This is a genomic window from Pseudomonas sp. CP4 (assembly GCF_047758505.1).
Lineage (GTDB): Bacteria > Pseudomonadota > Gammaproteobacteria > Pseudomonadales > Pseudomonadaceae > Aquipseudomonas > Aquipseudomonas fluorescens_AO.
Genome location: NZ_CP180489.1, coordinates 315,139 through 340,996 on the forward strand (window position 1 = coordinate 315,139; position 25,858 = coordinate 340,996).

The following is a 25,858-nucleotide window of genomic DNA, read 5'->3' on the forward strand; positions in this document are numbered from 1 at the left end:
TAGCTGATTAGTCGCCGACAATGCGATAGTTCGTCCCATTAATAGAACGAGTGGAAAGGCACATGCAGGATCTCAACGATCTCTATTACTTCGCCAAAGTGGTCGAAGCCGGCGGATTTGCCGCCGCCGGGCGCCTGCTCGGTATTCCCAAGTCGCGGCTCTCCAGAAGGATTGCCGAACTGGAGGAACGCCTCGGCGCACGCTTGTTGCAACGCACCACCCGCCAACTCAATCTCACCGCTGTCGGCGAGCGCTATTTGCGCCACTGTCAGGCGATGCTGCTGGAAGCGGAAATGGCTGACGAAGCCGTGGCGAGCATGTCCAGCGAACCTCGCGGGCGCTTGCGGGTGTCGTGCCCGACCGGTCTGGCCCATGAAATGCTGCCGACGGTGATCAGCGACTTTCTTGGCAAATTTCCCCAGGTGCAACTGGAGGTCGTGCTGCTCAACCGCCGAGTCGATCTGGTCACCGAAGGCATCGATGTCGCTTTGCGCGTGCGCGATCACGGTGATGAAGACCCGTTGCTGGTCACCCGGCGCTTGCGTCAGGCCCAGGCGGTAGTGATCGCCAGTCCGGCCTTTATGCAGGGCAAGACCATCAATCATCCGCAGGACTTGAAAGCCCTGCCAGTGCTCGGCGCCCTGGAAGCCGATCGCATGGTCCACGTGCGTCTGCTCGATCAGCAGGGCAAAAGCGTCGATCTGAGCATGGAAGCGCGGCTGGGCATCGATGATTTTGTCGTGCGCAAGGCCTGCGTGCTGGCTGGTCAGGGTTTCACCGTGCTGCCGATGATGTTCTGCGAGACCGAACTGCGTAACGGCACGCTGGTGCAGATGCTGCCGGAATGGTCATTGCCTGGCGGCTGGCTGCAAGCGGTGTACCCGCACCGGCGCGGGGTAATGCCGGCGGTGCGCGCATGGATCGATCACTTGGTCGAATCGTTCAATGCCTGCGGGGAGCGGTTGTTATGAAACAGGGAAAAATGAGCGAAACCGAGGTAGCCGCATTTTGTCTGGCTCTGCCGGGCGCGCGGGAAGATTACAAATGGGGCGGCGTGCGGGTGTTCTCGATCGCCGGCAACAAGATGTTTGCCTTGCAGGGATTACGCGGCGATTCGCTGGCGTTCAAGGTCGACAAGGATCTGTTTCTCGGCCATTGCGACCGCCCGGGGGTTCATCCGGCGCCGTATCTGGCGCGGGCGCAGTGGATCATCATGCACCCGCCCTACCCGCTGAGTGCCGAGGAATTGCAGGCGCTGTTGCAGCGGTCGCATCAACTGGTGGTGAGCAAGTTGCCTAAAAAAACGCAAATCGGCCTGCTTTTGTAAGCACGCAAATCCTGTGGGAGCGAGCCTGCTCGCGAAGGCGGTTTGTCAGGCGACTCATCAGCGAGGATGAGATTGCTTTCGCGAGCAGGCTCGCTCCCACAGGGGATTTTCGGTGGACGTTAAATCAGCGACAGCAAGTTCGATCCGAGAAAAATCTGGTCAATCCAGAACACCTGATGCAGCAGCACGATCACCCAGAACAGAATCTGAAACGACACCTTGCGCGTCTTGTGCCGAAACACTTGCTGGGCGATCAACGCCCCCGGCCAGCCGCCCGCCAGTTCTACCGCGTGCAGGATGTTTTCCGGGGTGCGCCACGCATCGGCGCGGGCCTTGCGCTTGTCGGCCCAATACAGAAAAAACGCCAGCACACTGACAATCCCGTACGCCGCCAGCGGCACCCGCGAGAGGCCACTGAGCCACATGGACAGTGAGCCGAACAGCGGCAGCGCGCAGACGATCAACAGCACCACAAGCTTCAACTTCACATGCTGAAGGCGCCCGCCAGAAGCTCGTCCTTGCGGGCGCTGCGCGCGCGAATCGTTCATGGCTTGGCCGCCGACCAGTCCACCCAGCCGAACTGCCAGGTCGCCAGAATGAACAGGCCGAACGCTATTCGGTACCAGGCAAACGCTGCATAGCTGTGGTTGCCGATGAACTTGAGCAAACCGCGCACAGCGATCATGGCGAAAACAAACGCGGTGACGAAACCAATCGCGAACACCGGGAAATCCGCTGGCACAAACAGATCGCGGTATTTGTAGCCCGAATATACCGCCGCACCCACCATGGTCGGCATGGCGAGGAAGAACGAAAACTCGGTTGCAGTCTTGCGCGACAGGCCGAACAGCAAGCCGCCAATGATCGTCGAACCGGAGCGCGAAGTGCCGGGAATCATTGCCAGGCATTGCGCGAAACCGATTTTCAGCGCATCGGTCCAGCGGATCTCGTCAACGGTTTCGGCGTGGACTTCATGCTGACGTTGTTCGGCCCACAACATGATGATCCCACCAATGACCAGCGCCGCCGCTACGGTGATAGGGTTGAACAAGTATTCGTGGATCAGATCGGCAAAGATCACTCCGAGCACCACGGCGGGCAAAAACGCGATCAGCAGATTAGCCGTAAAACGCCGTGCACTCGGCTGGGTCGGCAAGCCGATCACCACGTCGAGGATCTTGCGGCGAAACTCCCAGACCACCGCGAGAATCGCGCCGAGCTGAATGATGATGTTGAACGCCATGGCCCGCTCGCCGCCGAAGTTCAGCAAGTCGGCGACGATGATCTGGTGTCCGGTACTCGAAATGGGCAAAAACTCCGTCAGCCCTTCTACAACTCCTAGTATCAGTGCCTGCAAGGCAGTCCAAAGATCCATCAATCCCCCAGAGAGCGATGCGCGACGGCATGCCCCGATAGTATTTTTAGCGTTCACTGCGTTCACTGCGTTCAGCGTAGCTGGTTAAAGCTGTACCGATTCCGCGCGCACAGGATCCACACGAAACGGTAAAAATTCCGTGAAATGTCAAAACCGTGTTCAGGTTTTTGCGCGCGGGGCCGAAATCCTAACAGACAAGCCTTAATAGCGCTCCCCGCGCTGCATGGCTTGGCTGGCGCAGTCCCGAGCACTCAGCGGTGGCTGGATGCTGGCGATCATTTATTACAAGAACAAGAATCCGGAGTGACAGCGTTATGAACAGCTTGCGCAGTGTGTCGATCAGCCGACGCTTGTGGCTCATCTTGATCGTGGCGATGGTCATGTTGCTGACCTTGGGCGTGCTGATGCTCAAGCAGATCCACGACGACCTCTACCACGCCAAGGCGCAGAAAACCCAGCATGTGGTGCAGACCGCCAGCGGCCTGCTGAACTATTACCATGGCCTGGAAACCGCCGGCACCCTGACCAGGGACGCGGCGCAAAAGCAGGCACTGACCGCGATCCGTGGCCTGCGCTATGACCAGAGCGACTATTTCTGGATCAACGACCTCACGCCCGTGATGGTCATGCACCCGACCAACCCCAAACTCGAAGGCCAGAACCTCTCGGCGATCCGCGACCCGGACGGTTTTGCGGTGTTCAACGAGATGGTCGCCATCGCCAAGGCCAAGGGCGCGGGCATGGTCAATTATCGCTGGCCGAAACCGGGAGCGACTGATCCCGTAGCCAAGACCTCATATGTGAAGCTCTTTGAGCCGTGGGGCTGGGTGATCGGTTCCGGTGTGTACGTCGACGATGTGCAGGCCGAATTCCAGGGACAGATGATCAAGGCCTCGGCAATCGGCCTGGCGATTGCGCTGATCATGGCGCTGCTGGTGATTCTGATCGCGCGCAGCATCGTTCGTCCGTTGCAGGAAACCGTGAACGCCATGGCCAACATCGCCAGCGGCGAAAGCGACCTGACCCGCAGCCTCGATACCCACGGCAAGGATGAAGTCACCGAGCTTGCCCATCACTTCAATGCCTTCACTGCCAAATTGCGCCGAGTGATTGGAGACTTGCAGGTCTCGGCCAGCGCTTTGGGTCAGTCTTCCAGCGAACTGGGCAATGACGCCTCGCAAGCGCAGCAGCGCAGTCAGCAGCAATCGCAGCAGATGGAACTGGTGGCCACAGCGATCAACGAAGTCACCTACGGCGTGCAGGACGTGGCGAAAAATGCCGAACACGCCGCCGCCGAAATGCGCGATGCCGAAGCGCAGGCGCGACAGGGCCAGATCAACATTGACGGCAGCCTGCAACAGATCGACAAGCTTTCCGGGACCATCGATCAAGCGGTTGAGGTGATTCGCACCTTGGCTGCAGAAAGTACGCAGATCGGCAGCGTTCTGGAGGTGATCCGTTCGATTGCCGAACAGACCAACCTGTTGGCGCTTAATGCGGCGATTGAAGCGGCGCGTGCGGGTGAACAGGGTCGCGGGTTTGCCGTGGTCGCCGATGAGGTCCGGTTGTTGGCGCAGCGTACACAGAAATCGACAGCGGAGATTCAGTCGATGATCGAGCGTTTGCAGAACCACTCCGAGGCTGCGGTGAAGGTGATTGGCGACAGCAGCAAGGCCTCGCAATTGACCATCGAACAGGCGGGACTGGCCGGCGCGAGTCTCAGTGCGATTGGCCAGGCGTTGCGCAATCTCAACGGTCTGAATGCTTCGATCGCCAGCGCCACGTTGCAACAGGCCCATGTAGTTGAGGACATCAACCAGAACGTCACCCAGGCGGCCGGCCTTTCGCATAGCACCGCGTTGGCGGCGGAACAATCCAGTGCAGCCAGTCTGCGGCTTGGGCAGCTGAGCGAACAGCTCAACGGGTTACTGCGCCAGTTCAGGGTCTGACCCATAACCTGTGGGAGCGAGCCTGCTCGCGAAAGGGCCTGTCCAGTCGACATCTTCTTCCACTGACTGGCCCGACGCCTTCGCGAGCAGGCTCGCTCCCACAGGGTACTTCTGTGTCTGGGCGAATGCAGTACAATCCGCCCCCTTCTCGACTTCCCCAGGGATCCGCCATGTCCGGGCTTGAACTGTTCGCCGCTGCCCTCGGTGTCATCGCCGTGTGGCTGACGGTCAAACAGAATCCGTGGTGCTGGCCGATCGGGCTGGTCATGGTGTTGCTCTACAGCTGGATCTTCTTTGAGGTGAAGCTGTATTCGGACATGTTGCTGCAAGTGATCTACGCCGCGCTGCAAGTCTACGGCTGGTGGCAGTGGACCCGCGCCGGGACGATGCATGACGGGCGCCAAGTCACCCGCCTCGACGCGCGCTCAATTCTGCTCGGACTCAGCGTCGGGGCCATCGGCAGCCTGCTGCTGGGCGCCGCGATGGCGCACTGGACCGACGCCGCCCAGCCGTGGCTCGATGCCGCGCTTACTGGTTTCAGCCTGGTTGCACAACTGTGGATGGCGCAGAAACGCTTGCAATGCTGGGCGCTGTGGTTTGTCCTCGATGTCATTTTTGTAGGCCTGTTCATCTATAAAGGCCTGTACCTGACCGCAGGCCTCTATGGGTTGTTCACTCTGCTCGCCGTTGAAGGCTGGCGTGAGTGGCGCGCCGATCCGGCGTTGCGCACATGAAAGTCGTAGTCCTTACCGGCCCGGAATCCACCGGCAAGAGCTGGCTGGCGGCGGGATTGGAGCAGCGTTTCGGCGGCGTTCGCGTTGATGAATATGTGCGTCGGTTCATCGAAGACAATCCCCGCGACACCTGTTTGGCGGATATTCCTGCTATCGCCCGAGGCCAGTTGCGCTGGGAAGATCAGGCGCGAGCGCAGCAACCCTCCCTGCTGATCCTCGACACTCACCTGCTGAGCAACATCCTCTGGAGCCAGACCCTGTTCGCCGCTTGCCCGGGCTGGCTTGAAGCCGAGTTGCTCGCGCGCCACTACGACCTGCACCTGCTGCTATCGCCGCAACAAGTCGACTGGGCCGAAGACGGCCAACGCTGCCAGCCGGATCTTGACGATCGCATGGCGTTCTTCGAAGCCACTCGCGACTGGTTGATCCAGCATCAACAGCCACTGCAAGTTATCGAAGGCAACTGGGTCGACCGCCAGGCCCAAGCCTTTGCGGCGGTCGAGCGTCTGTTGTCCGCCTGAGCCACCACACCGGTATTTTTGGGCGCATCTGTCCGTTTTTGAAACACTCCTGCCCTCGCAAAGCCGCGTCCAAACGCTGTTCATCAATCCGTGACGCCATCTGTTACGTCAATGAAACACATCGGCGCAAACCCTTGTGCCAGAGCTTTCCAAAGTCGATGTCCACTCAAGCGGCTCTCGCTGTGTTTCAACAGTGAAACAGTAGCCACACACCTGCCTCGCTCAAAATAACTAAGCCATTGATTTAAATAAACAATCCAAACCCGGCACAGCTTTCGCTCTCTCCTTCACAACGCTGAACAACCCAGCCCACTGAAGAAGGAATCGCCGCCGTGGGGAATCTCAATAAAAGCCTGACCTGCCTCCTGCTGATCGGATCAGCCGCCAGCGCATTGATCAGTGTCAGCGCCCAGGCCGAAGGCAATGGAGTGATCGTCCTCAACCGCGACGTTCAGCCAATCCCGATCGGGCGTAATGGCGGCAAAGACCCCTACCCGACCACCGTCAATGCCAACCCTTCGGCGCGGATCAATCAGACCCTCAGCAGCACCGAACTCAGCGACGGCGATTTCGCCAGTGTCGCCAGTGGCTCGTCGATTCGCGGCAACATGACTACGCCCAGTTCCAACCTGCCAGGCATGAACACCCTGACCAACCAGAACGGCCTGCCCGGCATGCGCAGCGGCAGTGGCGGCGGCTCCGGTGCCTCGATTTCCAATACTGTCAACCGGGCGATGAGCACCGGTCTGGCGCCTCTGACCCGCATGGCCGGAGGCCAATGACATGAATCGCACCCTGCTGCTTCTCGCCCTGCTCGGCTGCACCAGCGCCATGGCCGATTCGACCTCGGTCAACAAAGCGAATATTCAGGATTCCGGCGCTCAGTATCGCGGCAACTTCAACGTCAACCAGGCAGCCGGTGACCAGATGCAACAAGCCAACACCAAGGCGATTGCCATCGGCACCGAATCCCATGCCACCACCAGCGTCAGGCAAACCATCGACACGCCTGCCAGCCGCGCCATCGACGCGAGCGCGAACATCGGCGGCAACTCTTTCAGCAATGGCAACGGCATCCTCGGTGTGAACCAGGGCGCCGGTGCCAACAATCAAATGGCCAACGTGACGCGCGTCAGCATCAGTGCCGGCCCGCAGAGCGTTGACGACAGCGCCCTTTCGCAACAGAACGTGGCGTTTTTACCGAGCTCAGGAGCAACTGGTACCTCGATCGGCAGTCGCCAGGTCACGACAAGTGATCAGGCCTTCACCGGCAGTCGCGGGGTAATCCAGGTGAACCAGAGTGCCGGGGTGGGGAACCGCATGGCTAACACCCTGAGCATCCGGGTCGCTGACTGACCCATACAAAAAAGCAGTGCAATTAGAAAAGTCCCAACACTTAACCAACTAATAAGCACGACGGAGAAACACCATGAAACCTACAATGGCTCTCAAACCACTGGTTTTCGCACTCGCAGCAGTGATGGCAATGGCAGCACAGGCCGGCGGCCGTGGTGACGATAACGGTCATGGTAACGGGCACGGCAATGGTCACGGCCAGCCTCAAGGACCTAACCTTGAACAACTGCTGCAGATCACCGCAGGCGCCGGCGCCGCTGTCCTCGATGCGCAAAACAGCGACGGCAACGTGGTAAAAAACCAGGGCACCCTCAACAACGCCAATGCCAGCGACTCGCTCAATGGCTCCAACGGCAACATGGGCGCCAACGTGGCTGGCGGCGACGGCAACCAGCAGGACAACGCTGCTGCACTGGCCACCGCTGACGAAAGCTTTATCTTCGGTAATGCTGTTGCCGCCTCGAGCGCGACTCAGGTGAACAACAACAACTACGTGAAAAACTCCTCCACCTTCAACAACGCCACGCTCAACAACGCTGGCAACAACGGTTCCGGCAACATTGGCATCAACGTGACCGCCGGCAACTTCAACCAACAGAAAAACAACCTCGCCATCGCCGTTTCTGGTGGACGTGTAGCGCAGGCTGCTGCCTCTGCCAACCAGTCCTCGACTGGCCTGGTCGTGGAAAACAAAGGCGTGCAGGCTTACAAAACCGACACTCTTACCGGTACTTATGCAGCCGCTGGCGTATTCAAAGCCAAAGGCACCGCGACCATCGAAGACGACAACAACCATGGCGGTTGGGGTAACCGTGGCGGCGGCCACGGCGGCAACGATGATCAGAAAGCCAAGTTCGAAGCCGTGGGCAGCTTTGGCCTCGCTGGCGTCACCACCCAACAAGTGCTGACCAAAGATGGCTGGAAAACTCCAGTCGTCAACAATGCCAACATGACCAACTCGATGAACAACTTCTCCGGCAACGGCGGAGCCAACGTCTCGGCGGGTGTGGGCAACCAACAAAGCAACTCGCTGTCCATCGCCGCAGGTTGCAAAGCCTGCATGTAATCGCGATCGAAACGAAAGCCCCGGCAACGGGGCTTTTTTCCCAGGTTCCACAAGGCGTTTTCGATCATGCGGACTCCTGCCCTCCTCGCTCTGCTTTGTCTGTGTGGCCTGACTCAGGCAGCCCAGATGCCCGTCGCTGCCCTGCCGGGTGGCGTGCTGGTCTATAAGGACGTGCAAAGCATTCGTGAGCGCAAGTTTGCCGACATCGTCGAACAGAAAACCGATTTCAGCTGCGGCGCTGCTGCACTGGCAACGGTCCTGCGCCAGGCCTATTGGCTCGACGTCGATGAGGAGCACATCATCAAGGGCATGCTGGTCAACGCTGACCAGGACCTGGTGCGAACCCAGGGTTTCTCCATGCTCGACATGAAGCGCTACGTAGAAAGCATCGGCATGCGTGCCCGTGGCTACCGGATCCCGCCCGAGAAACTCGAAGCGGTGACCATTCCGGTGGTGGTCCTGATGGACATTCGCGGCTACAAGCATTTCGTCGTCCTGCAGCGTTCGGACAAGGATTGGGTCTATATCGGTGACCCGGTTCTCGGCCACAAGCGCTACAAACACGATGACTTTGTCAAAGGTTGGAACGGCATTGTCTTTGCCATCGTCGGCCCCGGTTATGACAAGGCCAACGCCTTGCGCAGCCCTCCCGTGCCGCTGACGGCGAAGAACTCGCTGAACGGTTTCAACCCGGTCAAAGATGCGGAATTGATGGATTTCGGGTTCATTCAGAGCGACTTCTTTTAATCGCCGAGTTAGAGAATGGGACTGGATGTCCCGGGAGCAGCAGATGAAAAGCTCATACTGGCTGGCCGCCGCCTGCCTGGCAGCGAGTGCGTCAGGTTTAGCCCATGCCGGATTCAAACCCATCGAAATCAAGGACCAGGAGCTCGCCGAGCTGCGCGGTCGTTACGTCATGCCGGGGCGGATCATCAGCTTCGGCATTGTCATGAGCAGCACCTGGCGCAACGCCAGCGGCGACTTGATCGGGGCCGCGACCTCAATGCAGGTCCAGGCTGCAACCGTCAAACCGGAATTTTATGTCTCGACCATCAAGGAGTCGGGCAACGGCAGTACGCCCACCTTGGGCACCGGCACCGTGATTGGCGGAGCCGGCCTCAACAGCACTCAGGGCGTGACGCAAAGCGTGCGCGCCGCCGGCGATGGCAACACCGCCAACAACAACGTTGCGATCAACGTCAGTGAAGCCAGTCAGGCGCCGGCTCTGGTGCCATCGCAAGGTCAGGCCCTTGTCGCCGGGCAGACCATCACCGGCAGCAACGGCGCCGGCAGCGTCGCGGTTTCGGCCAATGGCGGTGGCGTGCAAATGGCCATTCAGGCCAGCGGCAATCAAGGTAACGCACTGCAACAGGTCGCCCAGGGCGGGCTGCTGCAGAACACCCGTTTGCTGGGCAGTGCCAACGTGGTCAACAACCTTACGCAACTCAACGTCGTACTTAACAATAACGGCAGAAGCGCCGGTGCACTGGACTGCAACCTGACCCAACTCGGGGCCCTACGCAATATCGGATATTGAACTACGCTGAGTCTCGATCATTGGGCTAAAAGGGACGGCTTATTCATGTATCGATCAGTATCACTGCGTGCTGCAGTGTGTTTGAGTACCCTTCTCCCGGCGGCAATGCTGCAAGCAGCACCCGACGCCGATGTAGAAGCCCTGAAACGGGAACTTCTGGAACTGAAGCAACGATACGAACAACAACAACAAGCGCTGGCGGTACTTGAACAACGGGTCCGCCAGGTAGAAGAAACACCCGCCGCCCCACCGCCAAAACGGCTGGCCAAATCGCCGTCCGACATGAAAGGCAATCGCGTCGCTACCGGAGCCGCCACAGGCACCGGTGCGGCCGCTGCATCGGGAGGCGCCGCCGGGGGCAGTGGCGCTTCCTACGGTCAATCGCTGGCTGACGATTCGCAACCTGCGCAAAGTGTTTCCAACCTGTACGACGAGGCCAGCGGCTTTTTCGGTGGCGGCAAGTTCAGTTTCGAAACCGGTGTCACCTATTCACGCTATGACACCCGCCAGTTGATCCTGAACGGTTTCCTTGCGCTCGATTCGATCTTCCTGGGCAACATCAACCTCGACCGGATCAAGGCCGACACCTGGACCTTGGACCTCACCGGCCGCTACAACTTCGACAATCGCTGGCAGTTCGACCTGAACGTGCCGGTGGTCTATCGCGAGTCGACGTATCAGTCCGGCGGCGGCAATCAGGGCGCTGCAGGGGTGACCACCGAAGAAACCGTGACCAAGGATCCAACCATTGGCGACGTCAACTTCGGTATCGCCTACAAGTTCCTCGACGAGTCGGTCAACACCCCGGACGCCGTCGTCACCTTGCGCGTCAAGGCGCCGACCGGCAAGGACCCGTTCGGCATCAAACTGCGCCAGACCGACGCCAACTCCAACCTGTTCGTGCCCGACACCCTGCCCACCGGCAACGGCGTCTGGTCGATCACCCCGGGCATCTCGCTGGTCAAGACGTTCGACCCGGCCGTGCTGTTCGGCAGCTTGTCCTACACCCACAACCTCGAGGAGTCGTTCGACGACATCAGCTCCACCGTCAACCAGAAAACCCCGGGCAAGGTACGCATCGGCGACAGCTTCCAGATCGGCGCCGGCATCGCCTTCGCCCTCAACGAGAAGATGAGCATGTCGTTCTCGGTCTCCGACCTGGTGCAGCGCAAGAGCAAGCTGAAACAGGACGGCGGCGATTGGGAATCGGTGGTGTCGAGTGACGCCAACGCCGGTTACTTCAACGTCGGCATGACCATCGCGGCCACCGACAACCTGACGATCGTGCCGAACTTGTCGATCGGCATGACCGATGATGCGCCGGACTTTTCGTTCAGCCTGAAATTCCCGTATTACTTCTAGGTAAAAGCAAAAGATCGCAGCCTTCGGCGGCTCCTACATTCGGATTGCGTAATCCCTGTAGGAGCCGCCGAAGGCTGCGATCTTTTGATCTCCAGCTGACTAACGAATCTGATGCTTATGCAACAACCGATAAAAAGTAGGCCGCGAAACCCCTAACACTTTCGCGGCCACACTCAAATTATCACTATGCCGGTTAAGCACATCACACAACGCCTGCCGCTCCGCCCGGGTCTTGTAATCCTCCAGCGTGCCCATCGGTGTTGCGATGGAATGCTGGCTGATCAATCCCAGATCCCGCGCCTCGATCTGCCGCCCCTCTGCCAACACCAGCCCGCGCCGTACCCGGTTCGCCAGCTCGCGGACATTCCCCGGCCAGTCGTGCTTACCCATGGCAATCAGCGCATCTTCGCTGAAGCTCCTTGGCCGGCGGCCGGTCTCATGGCTGTAGAAGTGCGAAAAGTGGTTGGCCAGCATCGACAGATCGCCGTGGCGTTCACGTAATGGTGCGGTCACCACTTGCAGCACGTTGAGCCGGTAATACAGGTCTTCACGAAAACGCTTTTTCTCGATCGCTGCTTCCAGGTCGACGTGGGTGGCGGCCAGCACTCGCACGTCGACCGGGATCGGCTGACTGCCGCCGACCCGCTCGATGTGCTTTTCCTGGAGAAAACGCAGCAGATTGGCTTGCAATTCCAGCGGCAGATCACCGATTTCATCGAGGAACAACGTCCCGCCATTGGCCGCTTCGATGCGCCCGACCTTGCGCTGATGGGCGCCAGTAAACGCGCCTTTCTCGTGGCCGAAGAGTTCGGACTGGATCAAGTGCTCGGGAATCGCGCCGCAGTTGATTGCTACGAACGGTTTGTTGTGGCGCTGGGATTGTCGGTGCAGGGTGCGGGCGACCAGTTCTTTGCCGGTGCCGCTTTCGCCGCGAATCAGCACGGGCGATTCGGTCGGTGCAAGTTTGCTCAGCAGTTTGCGCAGTTCGCGAATCGGTTTGCTGTCGCCCAGCAGTTCGTGTTCCGGCTGGTCGACATGTATCGTGCCCTGCCCGCGCAGGCGCGCCATGCCGAAAGCACGACCCAGGGTGACCTGTACGCGCGAGACGTCGAAGGGCAAGGTATGGAAGTCGAAGAACCATTCACAGACGAAGTCGCCGACGTTCTGCAAACGCAGGACTTCCTGATTGAGTACGGCGATCCATTCGGTGCCGCTGCGGCTGATCAGCTCCTTGACCGCGTCAGGGCGTTCAAGGTGAAACGGCTGCAAGCGCAGCAGGCCGACGTCGCAGGCGCGCGCGCTGGCATTCTCAAGATTACAACTGTCGACATCCCAGCCTACGGCGCGCAATCCGGGCAACAGGCGATGACAGTCGTCGCAGGGATCGACCACCAGTAAACGTCTCGACGCAGGCGCTTCGCTCATGACTGTTCCTTGGCGCCAAACATTGGAAATGATTGTAAAAACAGTCATTTGGCAGACCCGGTTGTAACACTAGCAAGATTTTGACGGGGGCTTGTATCGATTGCTTATAGGGGGGTTGTTAAAAGAGTTATAAGAAAGTTGGTTGTTAGTTAGCTATCGACTATTTGCTTTGTGTCAGAGAGCGGCCCCCTCACCCTAACCCTCTCCCGAGCGAGAGGGAACTGACCGAGGTGTTTGCACGGGGTACGCCGATCTGAAAGACCAAGCCGGACTCGATCGGCTCCCTCTCCTCGGGGAGAGGGTTGGGTGAGGGGTGAATTCAGCGCGGTGTTCAGACATGGCAGGATCAACGAAACGAACTTACGTTATGTAAAGAACTTGAAATTTCTTTGTTTCACTTGTGACCCGCCCCCCGGTTGCGTGCATCAGTACAAGTAACCCGCCGCACGGTAAGCCCAACCGCCGGCACATCACTTGATTGGGCGCTAATAGAGAGAAGACCCCATGACTGCCCCGCTCCGTATCAACGAAGCTCTTTTGATTGCCAACCACGCCTTCAAGCCTTTTCAGTGCGTGGCCTGGGCGCCACAAGACGGCAATGGCGAACTGAGCCTGACCGTCGTCGACCGCACCAACTCCCATATCGGTCGCAAACAGATCCCGAGCAGCGCCTATTCTGACCCGGCGCAACTTGAACAACTGCTGCAGCAGGCCCGCGCCGAGTTGAGCGAAGAAGGCCACACGCTGCAATCGTGGTCGATGCCTCACTGATGACAGAACAAGGGCGGATGACGTTAAAGTCATCCGCCCTTTTCATGTGAGATAGCCGTTAGTTCTCGGGTCAGATATTGCTTAAATGCTTGGCTCGCTTGCGACTGGTTCAACAAGACACTGTTCTGGCACAGTGCGACCGTCGTTCTGTTAGTTCTTCCAGTTGTACTTCTCGTGGTTCAGGGATTGAATGTTTCGCTCATGCAGTCAGCCGCCCAATCACTGGGTATCGGCTCACTCGCAAGGAGCCTCGCGCATGTCCACCCTGAACACTTATGCCCTACCTACCGCTTGGAATAATCCGGGATCGCTCGATTCGGCATTCGCTATCGGTGGCGTTGCGCAAGTGTACTTTGCCGGCAGTCTCTCCAGTCTGACCCAGCACGTTACCCTCGATGCACAGGGCCGAATTCTCGTCGCCGCGAAAGTAGGTACAGCCAACGGCAGCCGTTTTGGCTTGGCACGGTTGCTCGCCGATGGCTCCGCCGATTTGTCCTTCGGCCATCAGGGCAGCGTGATCGGCAGCTTCGTCAAAGGTTTCGAAGCCAGGGCCGGCAAGGTCCAGGTGCTGCCTGATGGCAGAATCATGCTGGCCGGTCTGCACTATGAAAATACCCATCGCACCCTGCCGGCCCTCGCCTTGTTTGATGCCAACGGCCAGCCAGATCAACGCTTCGGTGCTGACGGCTTCCAGGTCGTGCGGCTGCCCGGCGATTTGTCCATGGGCACCCGTGACAGTTGGTTGCCACCGGGGGTGCCGGGCGTCGAGGCTTGTGATTTTGCGGTGCAGGAAGACGGCCACATTCTGCTGATCGCCAACCATCATTTCAGCCTCGCCGATCATGCCGGAATGCTGATTCGCCTCGAACCCGACGGTGGCCTGGACCAATCCTTCAACGGGCGCGGATTTGTCATGGTCCGCCACCTGCTGCTCAATACCTGGTTGAGCACGCTGCTGTTGAAGCAGGATGGGCGCATCGTCGTGGCCGGCTCGATCGACTTTCCGCAACAGGGACTGCTGGCAGTATATCGGCCCGATGGAAGCCTGGACGAGCGCTTTGCGGTTGACGGCTTCATGGCTTTCAAGGCGCAGGGCAACAGCGCTCAGGTCAATCAGATCATTGAATCTGAGGACAGGCTTTATTGTTTTGGCAGCAGTCGCGATCCGACCCGCTGCCTGACATTTGTCCTGCACACCAATGGCAGACCGGATTTGCACTGCCACCACGGCCTGCCGCAAGTGTTGGACATTGGCCCCAGCGGTTGCCAATGGAATGCGGCTCAGTTGATGAGCGACGGTCGGATCATCGCTGTCGGGGCAACCATCGGCGGGGTTGAGGCGGATTTCATGGTCGCCCGCTATCAACGCAATGGCAGCCTCGACCCAGAGTTTGGCCAAGGCCACGGCTGGCTGCGCACGCGGTTGGGTAGAAGTCTCGATACGGCGAATTCGTTAGCGGTCCAGGCTGACGGGGCCATTGTCGTCGGCGGGTATTCGCTGGATGGCAATTACCGGGCCTTGGTTGCGCGCTATCTGAATCAATAGTGCGTTCGACAGCCAATGCGAGGGGCCGCTTGATCTTCCCTGAAACATCCGGCAACTTTCGCGCTTCTATATAAAAGGAGCAGCCGATGTCCGGTTCAATCGCCCAAGCGTTCGCGCACAACTTCCTCGGGCAATCGCCACGCTGGTACAAGGCGACCATCGTCGGTTTTCTCATTCTCAATGCTGTGGTGCTGTTCACCATCGGTCCGGTTGCGGCGGGTTGGCTGCTGGTGATCGAATTCATTTTCACCCTGGCCATGGCGCTCAAGTGCTATCCGTTGATGCCGGGCGGCTTGCTGTTAATTGAAGCATTGCTGTTGAAGATGACCACGCCACAGGCGCTTTACGATGAGTTGGTGCACAACTTTCCGGTGATCCTGCTCCTGATGTTCATGGTCGCCGGCATTTACTTCATGAAGGATCTGCTGCTGTTCCTCTTCTCGCGGCTGCTGTTGGGCGTGCGTTCGAAAGCCATTCTGGCGCTGATGTTCTGCTTCTTGTCGGCATTTCTTTCGGCGTTTCTTGATGCGTTAACCGTGACGGCGGTAATCATCAGTGCGGCTGTCGGGTTCTACTCGGTGTATCACCGGGTCGCGTCGGGCAATGATCCGCGTCAGGACAGCGAGTTCAGTGACGATCAGCATTTACCTTCGCTGCATCATGACGACTTGAATCAATTTCGCGCGTTCCTGCGCAGCCTGCTGATGCATGGCGCGGTCGGCACGGCGCTGGGTGGCGTCTGCACACTGGTGGGTGAGCCGCAGAACTTGTTGATCGGCCACGAGATGGGCTGGCATTTCGGCGAGTTCTTCACCAAGGTGGCGCCGGTTTCGCTGCCAGTGCTGGTGGCAGGTCTGGTCACCTGCGTACTGCTGGAGAAGCTGCGCTGGTTCGGTTACGGCACGTTGCTGCCGGACAATGTGCGGGCTGTGCTGGCCAACTATGCGGCGGAAGACAACGCGAAGCGCACCTCGCGCCAGACGGCGGCTTTGCTGGTGCAAGGTGCAGCGGCGCTGATTCTGATCGGTTGTCTGGCGTTTCACTTGGCGGAAGTCGGCCTGATTGGTTTGATGGTGATTGTGTTGATCACTGCGTTTACCGGAATCACTGACGAACATCGCCTGGGTAGCGCGTTCAAGGATGCGATGCCGTTTACCGCGTTGCTGGTAGTGTTTTTCGCCGTAGTGGCAGTGATTCATGATCAGCAATTGTTCGCCCCGCTGATCCAGTGGGTGCTGGCGCTGCCTATGGATCAACAGCCGGGCATGTTGTTTATCGCCAACGGCCTGCTCTCGGCGATCAGTGACAATGTGTTTGTCGCGACCATTTACATCACCGAAGTGAAACAAGCGTTCCTCGCCGGGCACATGAGTCGCGAGCATTTCGAGGCGCTGGCGATTGCGATCAACACCGGGACCAATCTGCCGAGTGTGGCGACACCGAATGGTCAGGCCGCGTTTTTGTTTCTGCTGACCTCGGCGATCGCGCCGCTGGTACGCTTGTCTTACGGGCGCATGGTGTGGATGGCGCTGCCGTATACCGTGGTGATGGGCCTGCTGGGCTGGTACGCGGTGAGCTACTGGCTCTGACAGAACACTGATTGAAACTGTGCAAGCGGGCTTGCTCGCGAAAGCGGTGTGTCAGTGAACTGATTTGTTGCCTGACCCGGCGCCTTCGCGAGCAAGCCCGCTCCCACACTGGTTTTGTGTTTTTGCCGGGATTTTGCGCACGCCGCTGAAACCTTGTAGGAGTGAGCCTGCTCGCGATGACGGCGGCACATCCACCCTCTCAGTCGCCTGACCCGGCGCCTTCGCGAGCAAGCCCGCTCCCACACTGGTTTTGTGGTTTTGCCGGGATTTTGTGGGCGCCGCTGAAACCTTGTAGGAGTGAGCCTGCTCGCGATGACGGCGGCACATCCAACATCGCAGTCGCCTGATCCGGCGCCTTCGCGAGCAAGCCCGCTCCCACACTGGTTTTGTGGTTTTGCCGGGATGTTGTGGGCGCCGCTGAAACCTTGTGGGAGTGAGCTTGCTCACGAAGGCGGCGGCACATCCAACATCGCAGTCGCCTGACCCGGCGCCTTCGCGAGCAAGCTCGTCCCACAATGGTTTCCGGTGAGCCAAATTCCAGGCAGCCCATATCAGGCTTTGATTTGACTCAGTGCGGGAGGATGTACTTTTTGATCGCCTGGGCCACGCCGTCTTCGGTGTTCGGCGCGGTGACGACGTCGGCCTGGCGCTTAACCGCCTCTTCCGCCTGGCCCATGGCAATCGACAAACCTGCACATTTGAACATCGCCGGGTCGTTGCCGCCGTCGCCGATGACGGCGGTCTGTTCCAGCGGTACGCCTAGGTACTCGGCAATCGTCGTCAACGCAGTGCCCTTGTTGGCCTCCAGCGCGGTGACGTCGAGATACACCGGCTGTGAACGCGACACCTGAGCCATACCGTTGACCTTGGGCAACAGCTGCGCCTCCAGTTCGATCAACAGCTCTGTGTTGTTGCTGGTCGCGACAATCTTGTCGATCCGCTGCAGATACGGCTCAAAACTCTCCACGACCACCGGCGGGTAACCGAGGCCACTTTGCTCACGCGGAACCATCGGCCCGTGCGGGTCCTTGAGCAGCCAGTCACCGCCGCTGAATACCCAAACCTCGACGTCCGGCTGATCGGCAAACTGCGCCAGCGCAATCAGTGCGGTCGTCGCCGGCAAATAATGCGCGGCCAACAGTGTGCCGTCCGGTTTGACGATGGTGCCGCCATTGAACGCCGCCGTCGGCAGATCAACGCCCAGGGCCTCGATCTGTTGCAGCATTGCTTTCGGCGGGCGTCCGCTGGCGAGGCTGAACAGTACGCCGGCGTCGCGCAATGAGCTCACGGCGTCAATGGTGCGTTGGTTCAGCGTGTGATCGGGCAGCAACAAGGTGCCGTCCATGTCGCTGAGCAGAAAACGGATGGGTTGTTTCGCCAGGTCACTCATCCCAGACCGTGCCAGACGCGGCCATCGCGAGTCAGGAGATCTTCCGCTGCCTGCGGGCCATCGTCACCAGCCGCGTACAACTCGACGCTGGCGTCCTGCTGCCAGGCATCGAGGAATGGCTGCACGGCTCGCCAACCGTTCTCGATATTGTCAGCGCGCTGGAACAGCGTCTGATCACCGGTCAGGCAGTCGTAGATCAAGGTTTCGTAGCCAGTGGAAGGCTGCATCTCGAAAAAGTCCTTATACGCAAAACCCAGTTCGATATTGGCCATGTTCAACGCCGGCCCCGGCCGCTTGGCCAGCAGGTCGAACCACATGCCTTCGTTTGGCTGGATCTGGATACGCAGGTAGGTCGGTTGCAACTCGTCGACCTCGGTATCGCGGAATTGCGCGTACGGCGCCGGTTTGAAGCAGATGACGATTTCCGTGTCGCGCACGCTCATGCGTTTGCCGGTGCGCAGATAGAACGGCACGCCGACCCAGCGCCAGTTATCGATCATCACCTTGAGCGCCACATAGGTTTCGGTGGTGCTGTCGGGCGAGACGTTGGCTTCTTCGCGATAACCGTTCAACGGTGTGCCGTCGCGCTCGCCCGCTGTGTACTGGCCGCGCACTGAGTTGGCCCGAGCCTCTTCGGTGGACCAGGGGCGAATTGCCCCCACTACCTTGGCCTTCTCGCCACGCACCGCATCGGCGCCGAATGCGGCCGGCGGTTCCATGGCGACCATGGCCAGCAACTGGAACAAGTGATTGGGCACCATGTCACGCAGTGCGCCGGTGTGTTCGTAAAAACTGCCACGGGTTTCGACGCCAACGGTTTCCGCCGCCGTAATCTGCACGTGGTCGATGTAATGATTGTTCCAGAACGCTTCGAACAGGCTGTTGGAGAACCGGCTGACCAGAATGTTCTGCACGGTCTCCTTGCCCAAATAATGGTCGATCCGGTAGATCTGCTTCTCGGACATTACCTTGAGCAGGCAAGCATTCAAGGCTTCGGCGGTGTGCAGGTCGGAGCCGAATGGCTTCTCGATCACCACCCTTCTGAACGCTTCGGGCGTTTCTTCAAGCAAACCGGCGCTGCCGAGGCGGCGCACCACCTCACTGAAGAAACGCGGCGCGGTGGCCAGATAGAACACAGCATTGCCAGTGCCGCTGTCGGCGATTTTCGCCGCCAGGGCTGAATAAGTGCTGTCGTCGAGGAAGTCGCCCTGGACGTAGCTGATGCCTTTGGCGAGCTTGGCCCACAAGACCGGATCAAGCATCTGATCGCCCTTGCCGACCTTCGCCGCCACTTCGGTGCGGATGAAGTCCTCGAGCTTCTGCGCGAAGGCTTCATCGGTAATGGCGTTGTGATCAACGCCGACGATCCGCAGATTCTCGTCGAGCAGGCCGTCGCGACTGAGGTTGTACAGCGCCGGCATGAGCAAACGCTTGACCAGGTCGCCGTGGGCACCGAACAGGAACAGCGTGGTCGGTGGTGCGGGTTCTGCCTTGGATTTTCTGCGGATCGTACGGGTCATTTTTTCGCGGTCTCCACGTGGCCGCCGAAGCCGAAGCGTTGTGCCGACAGGATCTTGTCACCGAAGGTGCCCTGCCCGCGCGAGCGGTAACGGGAGAAGAGCGAGTTGGACAGCACCGGAACCGGCACCGCCTGCTCCATGGCCGCCTCGATGGTCCATTGGCCTTCGCCGCTGTCGGCTACCGAGCCGGAGAAACCGTCGAGCTTCGGATCGCTGGCCAGCGCATCGGCAGTCAAGTCGAGCAACCAGGACGAAACCACGCTGCCACGACGCCAGACTTCGGCGATGTCAGCCACGTTCAGGTCGAAACGCTGATCTTCAGGCAAACGTTCGCTGGATTTGGTCTTGAGGATGTCGAAGCCCTCGGCGAACGCGGCCATCATGCCGTACTCGATGCCGTTATGAATCATCTTCACGAAGTGCCCGGCACCGGCAGGACCGGCGTGGATGTAGCCATGCTCGGCGCGATGGTCGTCGGACTTGCGGTCCTTGGTGCGCGGGATGTCGCCCGTGCCCGGCGCCAGCGCGGCAAACAGCGGGTCGAGGCGCTGCACGGTTTCAGCGTCGCCGCCGATCATCATGCAATAGCCGCGCTCAAGGCCCCAGACGCCGCCGGAGGTGCCGACGTCGATGTAGTGCAGGCCCTTCTCGTTCAAGGTCCTGGCCCGACGGATGTCATCCTTGTAGTTGGTGTTGCCGCCGTCGATGATGGTATCGCCGGGTTCGAGCAATTCGCTCAGGGTGTTGATGGTGTCTTCGGTCGGCGCGCCGGCCGGCAGCATGACCCAGACCGCGCGCGGCTTGTCGAGGCCGGCGACCAGCGCTGGCAAGTCGGCGACGCCAGTGGAGCCCTCGGCGACCAGGTTATCGATGAAAGCGGTATTGCGGTCGTAAACAACGGTGGTGTGCCCGTTGAGCATCAGACGTCGCGCAATATTGCCGCCCATGCGGCCCAGTCCAATAATCCCGAGTTGCATGTGCTGATGCTCCTTACTACAAATAAATGTGTGTCATTGGTTATAGCCCAACGCGACTGATGGAGGTTAGTCCAGAGCGTTGCGATGAAGTTTCCGGGCATTGTGCCCGATCCAGAGTGATAACGCCCCGAATCCTGCCGAAGACACACCGACCATGAAAAATAAAAAAGTTCCCTTTAAGGGTAAAAGAAATCAAAATTGGCGCCGATAGTAAGTCAAGCGCCTCGGCACGAGGAGTGACTTACAGTTGATGCACGCCATTTGCGAGGTGAGCAATGGGCACAGTACACACAGCAATGCCGCCACAAACCCTCTACGTTACGATCCGTCGCGATGAATTGCGCCAGTTGAAAGACGAGCGCGACCAGTTGCAGCACGAATTGGCGCAATTGCGCGCACTGACTCAAGGCTCGCAGCCGCAACCGCGTCCGGTTGTGCAGCGCGCACCGCACGCCTGATCCTCGCTTGCTTCGGGAACGGCCATCGTCGTTCCCGACACGTTGCACCTCTGAACGCCGCCTGATACCCATCAGAAGCGGGCTTAACAAATCTTTCACATGCCCTTGGGGATACTCCGCCCCATTCTGGACGTACCTGCGCGTACGGCCTCTGTTCGTCGGTGTCATGGAAGCGTTCCGGCGTGGGTTTGATGATTGAGCTGGAGCGCGTAATGGCATTGTTCAAACGCAGCAAAACGACTGCGAGCGGTTTCGACTGGGCCGGATTTATCTGGCTGTTCGTCTTCTTCTGGTATTTCTCGGGTATCACCCAACTGCTGATCCAGCTGACCGGCACATCCGGCTTCACCGGATTTCGTCAGGCGTTCGTGATGAGCGCGCTGTGGCTGGCGCCGATGTTGCTGTTCCCCAAACACACTCGCCTGCTCGCCGCCATCATCGGCGTAGTGCTGTGGGCCTGCTCGATGGCCAGCCTCGGCTACTTCTTCATTTATCAGCAGGAATTCTCCCAGAGCGTCATCTTCATCATGTTCGAGTCGAACGTGTCGGAAGCCGGCGAGTACATGACTCAGTACTTCGCCTGGTGGATGATCCCGGCGTTCCTCGCCCATACCGCGTTCGCTTACTTTTTATGGACGCGTCTGCGCCCTGTTTACATGCCGCGCGGTCGCGCGCTTGTAGCGGCGACGGCGATTGTAATCGCCGTGGTCGGCTACCCGCTGGTCAAGCAGACCCTGCGCATGGGCACCTTCGCCCAAGGCTTCGAGAAATTCGAAACCCGCATCGAGCCCGCCGTGCCGTGGCAGATGGCCGTGGCGTATCACCGCTATCAGGAAACCCTCGGTGACATGCAGGGCATGCTCGACAGTGCGAGCAAGATCCCGCCGCTGAAAAACCTCAAGGACGCCTCTGCCGGTCAGCCGGCGACTTTGGTGCTGGTGATCGGCGAATCGACCAACCGTCAGCGCATGAGCCTCTACGGTTACCCGCGCAACACCACGCCGGAACTGGACAAGCTCAAGGATCAACTGGCGATCTTCGACAAAGTCATCACCCCGCGCCCCTACACCATCGAAGCGTTGCAGCAAGTGCTGACCTTCGCCGATGAGCAGAACCCGGATCTGTACCTGTCGACGCCATCGCTGGTCAGCGTGATGAAACAGGCCGGTTACAAGACCTTCTGGATCACCAACCAGCAGACCATGACCAAGCGCAACACCATGCTCACGACCTTCTCCGAACAGGCCGACGAGCAGGTGTACCTGAACAACAATCGCAACCAGAACGCCGCGCAATACGATGGCGACGTGATCGAGCCGTTCAACAAGGCACTGACTGATCCGGCTCAGCGCAAACTGATTGTCGTGCACCTGCTCGGCACACACATGAGCTACCAGTACCGTTATCCGCCGACTTTTGACAAGTTTCAGGATCGCCAGGGCGTCCCTGCCGGCGTACGCGACGATCAACTGCCGACCTACAACAGCTACGACAATGCGGTGCTGTACAACGACTTCGTGGTCTCGAGCCTGATCAAGGACTACGCCAAATCTGATCCGAACGGCTTTTTGCTGTACCTGTCCGATCACGGCGAAGACGTCTTCGACTCGGCCGGCCACAGCACGCTGGGCCGCAATGAGAACAAGCCGACCGCGCCGATGTACACCATCCCGTTCATGGCCTGGGCCTCGCCGAAGTGGAAGCAAAACCACGACTGGAACTTCGCTGGCGACCTCAGCCGGCCGTACAGCAGCTCGCAGTTCATCCACACCTGGGCGGATCTGGCCGGGTTGAGTTCGGATGAACTGGATCGCAGCAAGAGTCTGGTCAGCGACCGCTTCGTGCCGCGCAAACTGTTGATTGGTGATCCGTATCAGACGGCGAAACGCTCACTGATCGATTTCAGCTTGATGAAGCCCAAGCAGCCTGCTCCGGGAGAGGTGGCGCAGAAGTAACACGACAAAGGGCCTGCGAGGGCCCTTTTTTGTGTGTGCTGATGGGCGTGCTGCGTCGGCACTCCACATTGAAATACCCGGCAATATTTGCCCTTGACCCGCGTTAACCCATTGTTAATGGCCGCAACGCAGACTCTCTTCCGCGGTCTGCTTCACGGACGAACCGACTCCCACTTGTTCAGTAGGAGGCAACATGAAAATCACCCCTTTCATCCTCACCACCCTGCTCGCCCTCGGTTCCACCAGCGCCTTCGCTGAAGGCGGTGCCGAGCGTATGCGTTATTACTACGACAATTTCCCGGTCCAGCGCGCGCAAAGCGAGCAGAAGGCCGACGCCAGCGCGAAGGAAATTCGCGTCCCTGCTGACCAGACGGCGCAGGTGACCGAGTCTTATCGCGACTGAGTTTTATCGAGCAACCGATGGACCTCCCGTGGCTCCGCTCTGGCCCGGGAGATGACAGTTGAGGCGCCCTGATTGGGGCGCCTTTTTTTTGGTCAGGCAGATTGGGCCAGTTCGATGTATTGCGCCCGGCCAACTCGGTCAGTCACCTCTCCCTCTGGGAGAGGGTTAGGGTGAGGGGATTTTCAGGCCTGTAAATCCTTTATCCAGAACAGCATCCGTCCGTGATCCGGATTGAACATCCCCGGTGCAAAGCCGAATTTGCGATACGACCCTTGCGCCACCGCATTGCCTTCCAGCACCTCCAGGGTGATTTTGCAGCAACCGCGCTGGCGGGCGATTTCCTCGACTTTCTGCAGCATTTTCTGGCTTAGCCCCAAGCCGCGGAATTTGCCGACCACCGCGACGTCGTGAACATTGACCAGCGGTTTACAGGCAAAAGTCGAGAAGCCCTCGAAACAGTTGATCAGCCCGGCCGGATCGCCGCCAACGAAGGCCAGCACGCTGAAGGCATGCGGGCGGCGGGCGAGTTCTTCGGGCAGGCGTTGCAGCAGTTCAGGGGCGATTGGATGACCGCCGCCCATGGGATCTTCGGCGTAGTGGTTGAGCACGATGCCGATGGCTTCGGCGTGCACCGGGTTGCTGTAGCTGGCCTGAAGTACGAGTATTTCTGCGGAATCCATTTCCATCCCCGTTAAACAAAGGCCCCGGCATGCAAGGTGCTTGCTGAAAGGCTGAGGGGACATTAGCTTGGGTGCGCCGGAGAGGGCAACTTGAAAAGCTGAAGATCAAAAAGATCGCAGCCTCGTTGCACTCGTCAGCTCCTACGGTCCGATATGTGTAGGGGTTGACGAGTGCAACGAGGCTGCGATCTTTCGCGGTCAGTGGCCCCAGACAAGTTCTTCCGTCCAGCCCAGCTCGGCGAAGTCCTCGGCGCGCAACGCGCTTTCCCCTGCACAGAAGAACTCATCCAGTTGCGGTGGCTTCACCGTCGTGCCGCTGAGCATGGCGTGCACCTGGCCACGATGATGAATCTGGTGTTCGAACAGATGCGAAAGCATGCGCAGGCGGCTGTCATGTTGTGGCGTGTCACGGGCGATGGTGACGATCCTTGGCAGATCGGCATCCCGCAGTTGCTCGCAATACGCGATCAGACGGCGATCGACGCGAACCTGTTCTGCACGCAGCGCGGCGGCGGTAGTAAACGGCTCGTCCTGATTGAAGAACACATAGCAATCGGGATGCGGCTCGTCACCGCGCAATTCGCGCTCCAATGCGTCGACGTAGAACCAGTCGCAGGTGAGGATGTGATTGAGCGTCAAGCGAATGCTCGGGAAGAAACTCACCCGCGGCGCGAGCAGTTCAGCGGCATCGAGCCGGGTCCAGGCCTTGGCCAGGCGATGATTGGCCCAGGCATTCTGGTAAGCCATGGTCAGCAGATGATGGGACAGCGGTTGACTCATGTCGGCGCCCTCTTCTTTCAAGCTTCGGCGAAACGCTGCAACTGCATCTCCTGCAAACGGCTGAGGGTGCGGCGGAACGGGAATTCCAGATAGCCCTCGGTGTAGAGCGCGTTCATCGGCACGCTTGCCTCGACGTACAGCGGCACCTTGCGGTCGTAGCATTCGTCGACCAGCGCGATGAAGCGGCGCACGCCATCGTCGTGTACTGACAACTGCGGCAGCTCCCGATCGCCGGCGACGACACGCTCGGCGCCGTCTTCGGTACCGCGCGCAATGCGTCCTTCGCGCTTCTTGGCGCTGAGGTTCGGCACTTCGCTTAACAGGATAGCCCGGTAGCGATCACACAGGGCAATGAAGTCCATGGCGGCGAAAGGTTGTTCGCACAGATCGCTGTAACGGCACCACAGTACCGATTCACTGGCCTGAACCACATTGAGCATTCGATGGCCCACGGCGACGGGCTCTTCGCTGACAGTCTCATCTGAAGTCAGCGACTGGAACACGGCATCGAGTGCACTCGGCGAATCGGTCGTGCTGACAAAATAGCGCTGCGCGATCGCCCCCGGATGCAAGCGATGGTCCTCGGCGCCATTCACCGCGACCACCTGCATATGCGCCTTGATCGCCGCAATTGCCGGTGTAAAGCGATCACGGTTGAAGCCATCGGCGTATAGATCATCGGGCGGCAGATTGGAGGTGCAAACGATCACCACGCCTTCCTCGAACATCACCTGAAACAGCCGGCCGAGAATGATCGCGTCGCCAATGTCACTGACGAACAGTTCGTCAAAACACAGCACACGCACTTCGCCAGCCAGTTCCTTGGCCAGGGCGCGCAACGGATCGGCGATGCCACTGAGTTGAAACGAACGCTGATGCACCCAGCCCATGAAGTGATGAAAGTGTTGACGCCGCGCCGGCACGCGCAGGCTCTGGTAGAACTGATCCATCAACCAGGTCTTGCCACGACCGACCGGCCCCCACAAATACACGCCGCTGACCGAGCGGGCACCGGCGTGCAAGGCTTCATGGCATTTCTGCAAGGCCCAGACCGCGTGTTTCTGGGCTTCATCCTGAATGAAGCCCTTGTGTTCAACGGCGTACTGCCAAGCGCTGAGGGGGGAGTCGAAAGTCATG

At 59.4% G+C, this 25,858-nt stretch carries 26 protein-coding genes; 17 read left to right on the forward strand and 9 right to left on the reverse strand.

The genetic code is table 11. The annotated features are described in order from the left end of the window. The first annotated feature begins 62 nt into the window (after window positions 1-62). Both ACMYUN_RS01220 and ACMYUN_RS01225 read left to right on the forward strand, forming a co-directional pair. Window positions 63-971, forward strand: coding sequence for a LysR substrate-binding domain-containing protein (locus tag ACMYUN_RS01220; RefSeq protein ID WP_415762507.1), 909 nt, complete (start codon window positions 63-65; stop codon window positions 969-971). Further along, window positions 968-1,327, forward strand: a complete 360-nt coding sequence (locus ACMYUN_RS01225; RefSeq protein WP_039760575.1) for an MmcQ/YjbR family DNA-binding protein — start codon at window positions 968-970, stop codon at window positions 1,325-1,327. The genes ACMYUN_RS01220 and ACMYUN_RS01225 overlap by 4 nt, the downstream gene beginning before the upstream one ends. A 119-nt stretch (window positions 1,328-1,446) precedes the next feature. On the opposite strand, the gene ACMYUN_RS01230 is transcribed toward ACMYUN_RS01225, so the two are convergent. Next, complete coding sequence (locus tag ACMYUN_RS01230; RefSeq protein ID WP_415762508.1) at window positions 1,447-1,875, reverse strand: DUF1294 domain-containing protein; 429 nt, start codon at window positions 1,873-1,875, stop codon at window positions 1,447-1,449. After that, entirely contained in the window at window positions 1,872-2,702 is an 831-nt protein-coding gene (locus ACMYUN_RS01235) for an undecaprenyl-diphosphate phosphatase (protein ID WP_039760572.1), read from the reverse strand. Before ACMYUN_RS01235 ends, ACMYUN_RS01230 begins: the two co-directional genes overlap by 4 nt. A 314-nt stretch (window positions 2,703-3,016) precedes the next feature. Between ACMYUN_RS01235 and ACMYUN_RS01240 the strand changes: the two genes are divergently transcribed. The 9 genes from ACMYUN_RS01240 to ACMYUN_RS01280 all read left to right on the forward strand — a co-directional run bounded on the left by ACMYUN_RS01240 (window position 3,017) and on the right by ACMYUN_RS01280 (window position 11,227). Next, window positions 3,017-4,651, forward strand: coding sequence for a methyl-accepting chemotaxis protein (locus tag ACMYUN_RS01240; RefSeq protein ID WP_310404687.1), 1,635 nt, complete (start codon window positions 3,017-3,019; stop codon window positions 4,649-4,651). A 170-nt stretch (window positions 4,652-4,821) separates the two neighbouring features. After that, window positions 4,822-5,385 carry a nicotinamide riboside transporter PnuC gene (gene pnuC, locus ACMYUN_RS01245; RefSeq protein WP_415762509.1) on the forward strand — a complete coding sequence of 188 codons (564 nt, stop codon included), beginning with the start codon at window positions 4,822-4,824 and terminating at the stop codon, window positions 5,383-5,385. Beyond that, the gene (locus ACMYUN_RS01250; RefSeq protein ID WP_415762510.1) at window positions 5,382-5,906 is read left to right on the forward strand and encodes an AAA family ATPase; all 525 of its coding nucleotides are present in this window, start codon (window positions 5,382-5,384) and stop codon (window positions 5,904-5,906) included. Before pnuC ends, ACMYUN_RS01250 begins: the two co-directional genes overlap by 4 nt. Before the next feature lie 332 nt (window positions 5,907-6,238). Beyond that, window positions 6,239-6,688: a hypothetical protein gene (locus ACMYUN_RS01255; RefSeq protein WP_310404692.1), complete on the forward strand. Its 450-nt coding sequence runs from the start codon at window positions 6,239-6,241 to the stop codon at window positions 6,686-6,688. 1 nt (window position 6,689) lies between these two features. Next, on the forward strand, window positions 6,690-7,262 hold the full coding sequence (locus tag ACMYUN_RS01260) for an adhesin (RefSeq protein WP_129998706.1): 573 nt from the start codon (window positions 6,690-6,692) through the stop codon (window positions 7,260-7,262). Between the two features lie 73 nt (window positions 7,263-7,335). Further along, on the forward strand, window positions 7,336-8,328 hold the full coding sequence (locus ACMYUN_RS01265) for a hypothetical protein (protein WP_039760560.1): 993 nt from the start codon (window positions 7,336-7,338) through the stop codon (window positions 8,326-8,328). Between the two features lie 66 nt (window positions 8,329-8,394). After that, window positions 8,395-9,075, forward strand: coding sequence for a C39 family peptidase (locus ACMYUN_RS01270; protein WP_415762511.1), 681 nt, complete (start codon window positions 8,395-8,397; stop codon window positions 9,073-9,075). Between the two features lie 43 nt (window positions 9,076-9,118). Beyond that, window positions 9,119-9,865, forward strand: a complete 747-nt coding sequence (locus ACMYUN_RS01275) for a hypothetical protein (protein ID WP_415762512.1) — start codon at window positions 9,119-9,121, stop codon at window positions 9,863-9,865. A 45-nt stretch (window positions 9,866-9,910) separates the two neighbouring features. After that, a complete protein-coding gene (locus ACMYUN_RS01280; RefSeq protein ID WP_129998705.1) occupies window positions 9,911-11,227 on the forward strand; it encodes a transporter in 1,317 nt (438 codons plus the stop codon). A gap of 99 nt (window positions 11,228-11,326) precedes the next feature. On the opposite strand, the gene ACMYUN_RS01285 is transcribed toward ACMYUN_RS01280, so the two are convergent. Continuing rightward, on the reverse strand, window positions 11,327-12,652 hold the full coding sequence (locus tag ACMYUN_RS01285; protein ID WP_039760550.1) for a sigma-54 dependent transcriptional regulator: 1,326 nt from the start codon (window positions 12,650-12,652) through the stop codon (window positions 11,327-11,329). A gap of 504 nt (window positions 12,653-13,156) precedes the next feature. Here ACMYUN_RS01285 and ACMYUN_RS01290 point away from each other — a divergent pair. From ACMYUN_RS01290 to nhaB, 3 genes are all read left to right on the forward strand, one after another. Then, window positions 13,157-13,423 carry a hypothetical protein gene (locus ACMYUN_RS01290; RefSeq protein WP_039760548.1) on the forward strand — a complete coding sequence of 89 codons (267 nt, stop codon included), beginning with the start codon at window positions 13,157-13,159 and terminating at the stop codon, window positions 13,421-13,423. Window positions 13,424-13,679: 256 nt separating this feature from the next. Continuing rightward, on the forward strand, window positions 13,680-14,969 hold the full coding sequence (locus ACMYUN_RS01295; protein ID WP_415762513.1) for a hypothetical protein: 1,290 nt from the start codon (window positions 13,680-13,682) through the stop codon (window positions 14,967-14,969). An 86-nt stretch (window positions 14,970-15,055) separates the two neighbouring features. Next, entirely contained in the window at window positions 15,056-16,558 is a 1,503-nt protein-coding gene (gene nhaB, locus ACMYUN_RS01300; protein WP_415762514.1) for a sodium/proton antiporter NhaB, read from the forward strand. Between the two features lie 568 nt (window positions 16,559-17,126). Here nhaB and ACMYUN_RS01305 read toward each other — a convergent pair. The 3 genes from ACMYUN_RS01305 to gnd are packed head-to-tail and all read right to left on the reverse strand — an operon-like array spanning window position 17,127 to window position 20,445. Continuing rightward, window positions 17,127-17,948 carry an HAD family hydrolase gene (locus ACMYUN_RS01305; protein WP_415762515.1) on the reverse strand — a complete coding sequence of 274 codons (822 nt, stop codon included), beginning with the start codon at window positions 17,946-17,948 and terminating at the stop codon, window positions 17,127-17,129. Further along, the gene (gene zwf / locus ACMYUN_RS01310) at window positions 17,945-19,468 is read right to left on the reverse strand and encodes a glucose-6-phosphate dehydrogenase (RefSeq protein ID WP_039760538.1); all 1,524 of its coding nucleotides are present in this window, start codon (window positions 19,466-19,468) and stop codon (window positions 17,945-17,947) included. Before zwf ends, ACMYUN_RS01305 begins: the two co-directional genes overlap by 4 nt. Further along, window positions 19,465-20,445, reverse strand: coding sequence for a phosphogluconate dehydrogenase (NAD(+)-dependent, decarboxylating) (gnd, locus tag ACMYUN_RS01315; protein ID WP_415762516.1), 981 nt, complete (start codon window positions 20,443-20,445; stop codon window positions 19,465-19,467). The genes zwf and gnd overlap by 4 nt, the downstream gene beginning before the upstream one ends. Before the next feature lie 275 nt (window positions 20,446-20,720). Here gnd and ACMYUN_RS01320 point away from each other — a divergent pair, with 275 nt between their 5' ends. From ACMYUN_RS01320 to ACMYUN_RS01330, 3 genes are all read left to right on the forward strand, one after another. Then, entirely contained in the window at window positions 20,721-20,903 is a 183-nt protein-coding gene (locus tag ACMYUN_RS01320; RefSeq protein WP_039760535.1) for a DUF6026 family protein, read from the forward strand. 212 nt (window positions 20,904-21,115) lie between these two features. Beyond that, a complete protein-coding gene (locus ACMYUN_RS01325) occupies window positions 21,116-22,858 on the forward strand; it encodes a phosphoethanolamine transferase CptA (RefSeq protein WP_415762517.1) in 1,743 nt (580 codons plus the stop codon). 193 nt (window positions 22,859-23,051) lie between these two features. Next, a complete protein-coding gene (locus tag ACMYUN_RS01330) occupies window positions 23,052-23,261 on the forward strand; it encodes a hypothetical protein (protein WP_129998700.1) in 210 nt (69 codons plus the stop codon). Window positions 23,262-23,443: 182 nt separating this feature from the next. Here the strand turns inward: ACMYUN_RS01330 and ACMYUN_RS01335 are convergent, their stop codons facing one another. The 3 genes from ACMYUN_RS01335 to zapE form a co-directional block, all read right to left on the reverse strand. After that, window positions 23,444-23,941, reverse strand: coding sequence for a GNAT family N-acetyltransferase (locus tag ACMYUN_RS01335; protein WP_415762518.1), 498 nt, complete (start codon window positions 23,939-23,941; stop codon window positions 23,444-23,446). Window positions 23,942-24,139: 198 nt separating this feature from the next. Beyond that, window positions 24,140-24,721 (reverse strand): DinB family protein, encoded by a 582-nt coding sequence (locus tag ACMYUN_RS01340; RefSeq protein ID WP_415762519.1) that lies wholly within the window; start codon window positions 24,719-24,721, stop codon window positions 24,140-24,142. A 17-nt stretch (window positions 24,722-24,738) separates the two neighbouring features. After that, window positions 24,739-25,857: a cell division protein ZapE gene (gene zapE / locus ACMYUN_RS01345; protein WP_415762520.1), complete on the reverse strand. Its 1,119-nt coding sequence runs from the start codon at window positions 25,855-25,857 to the stop codon at window positions 24,739-24,741. Window position 25,858 lies beyond the last annotated feature (1 nt).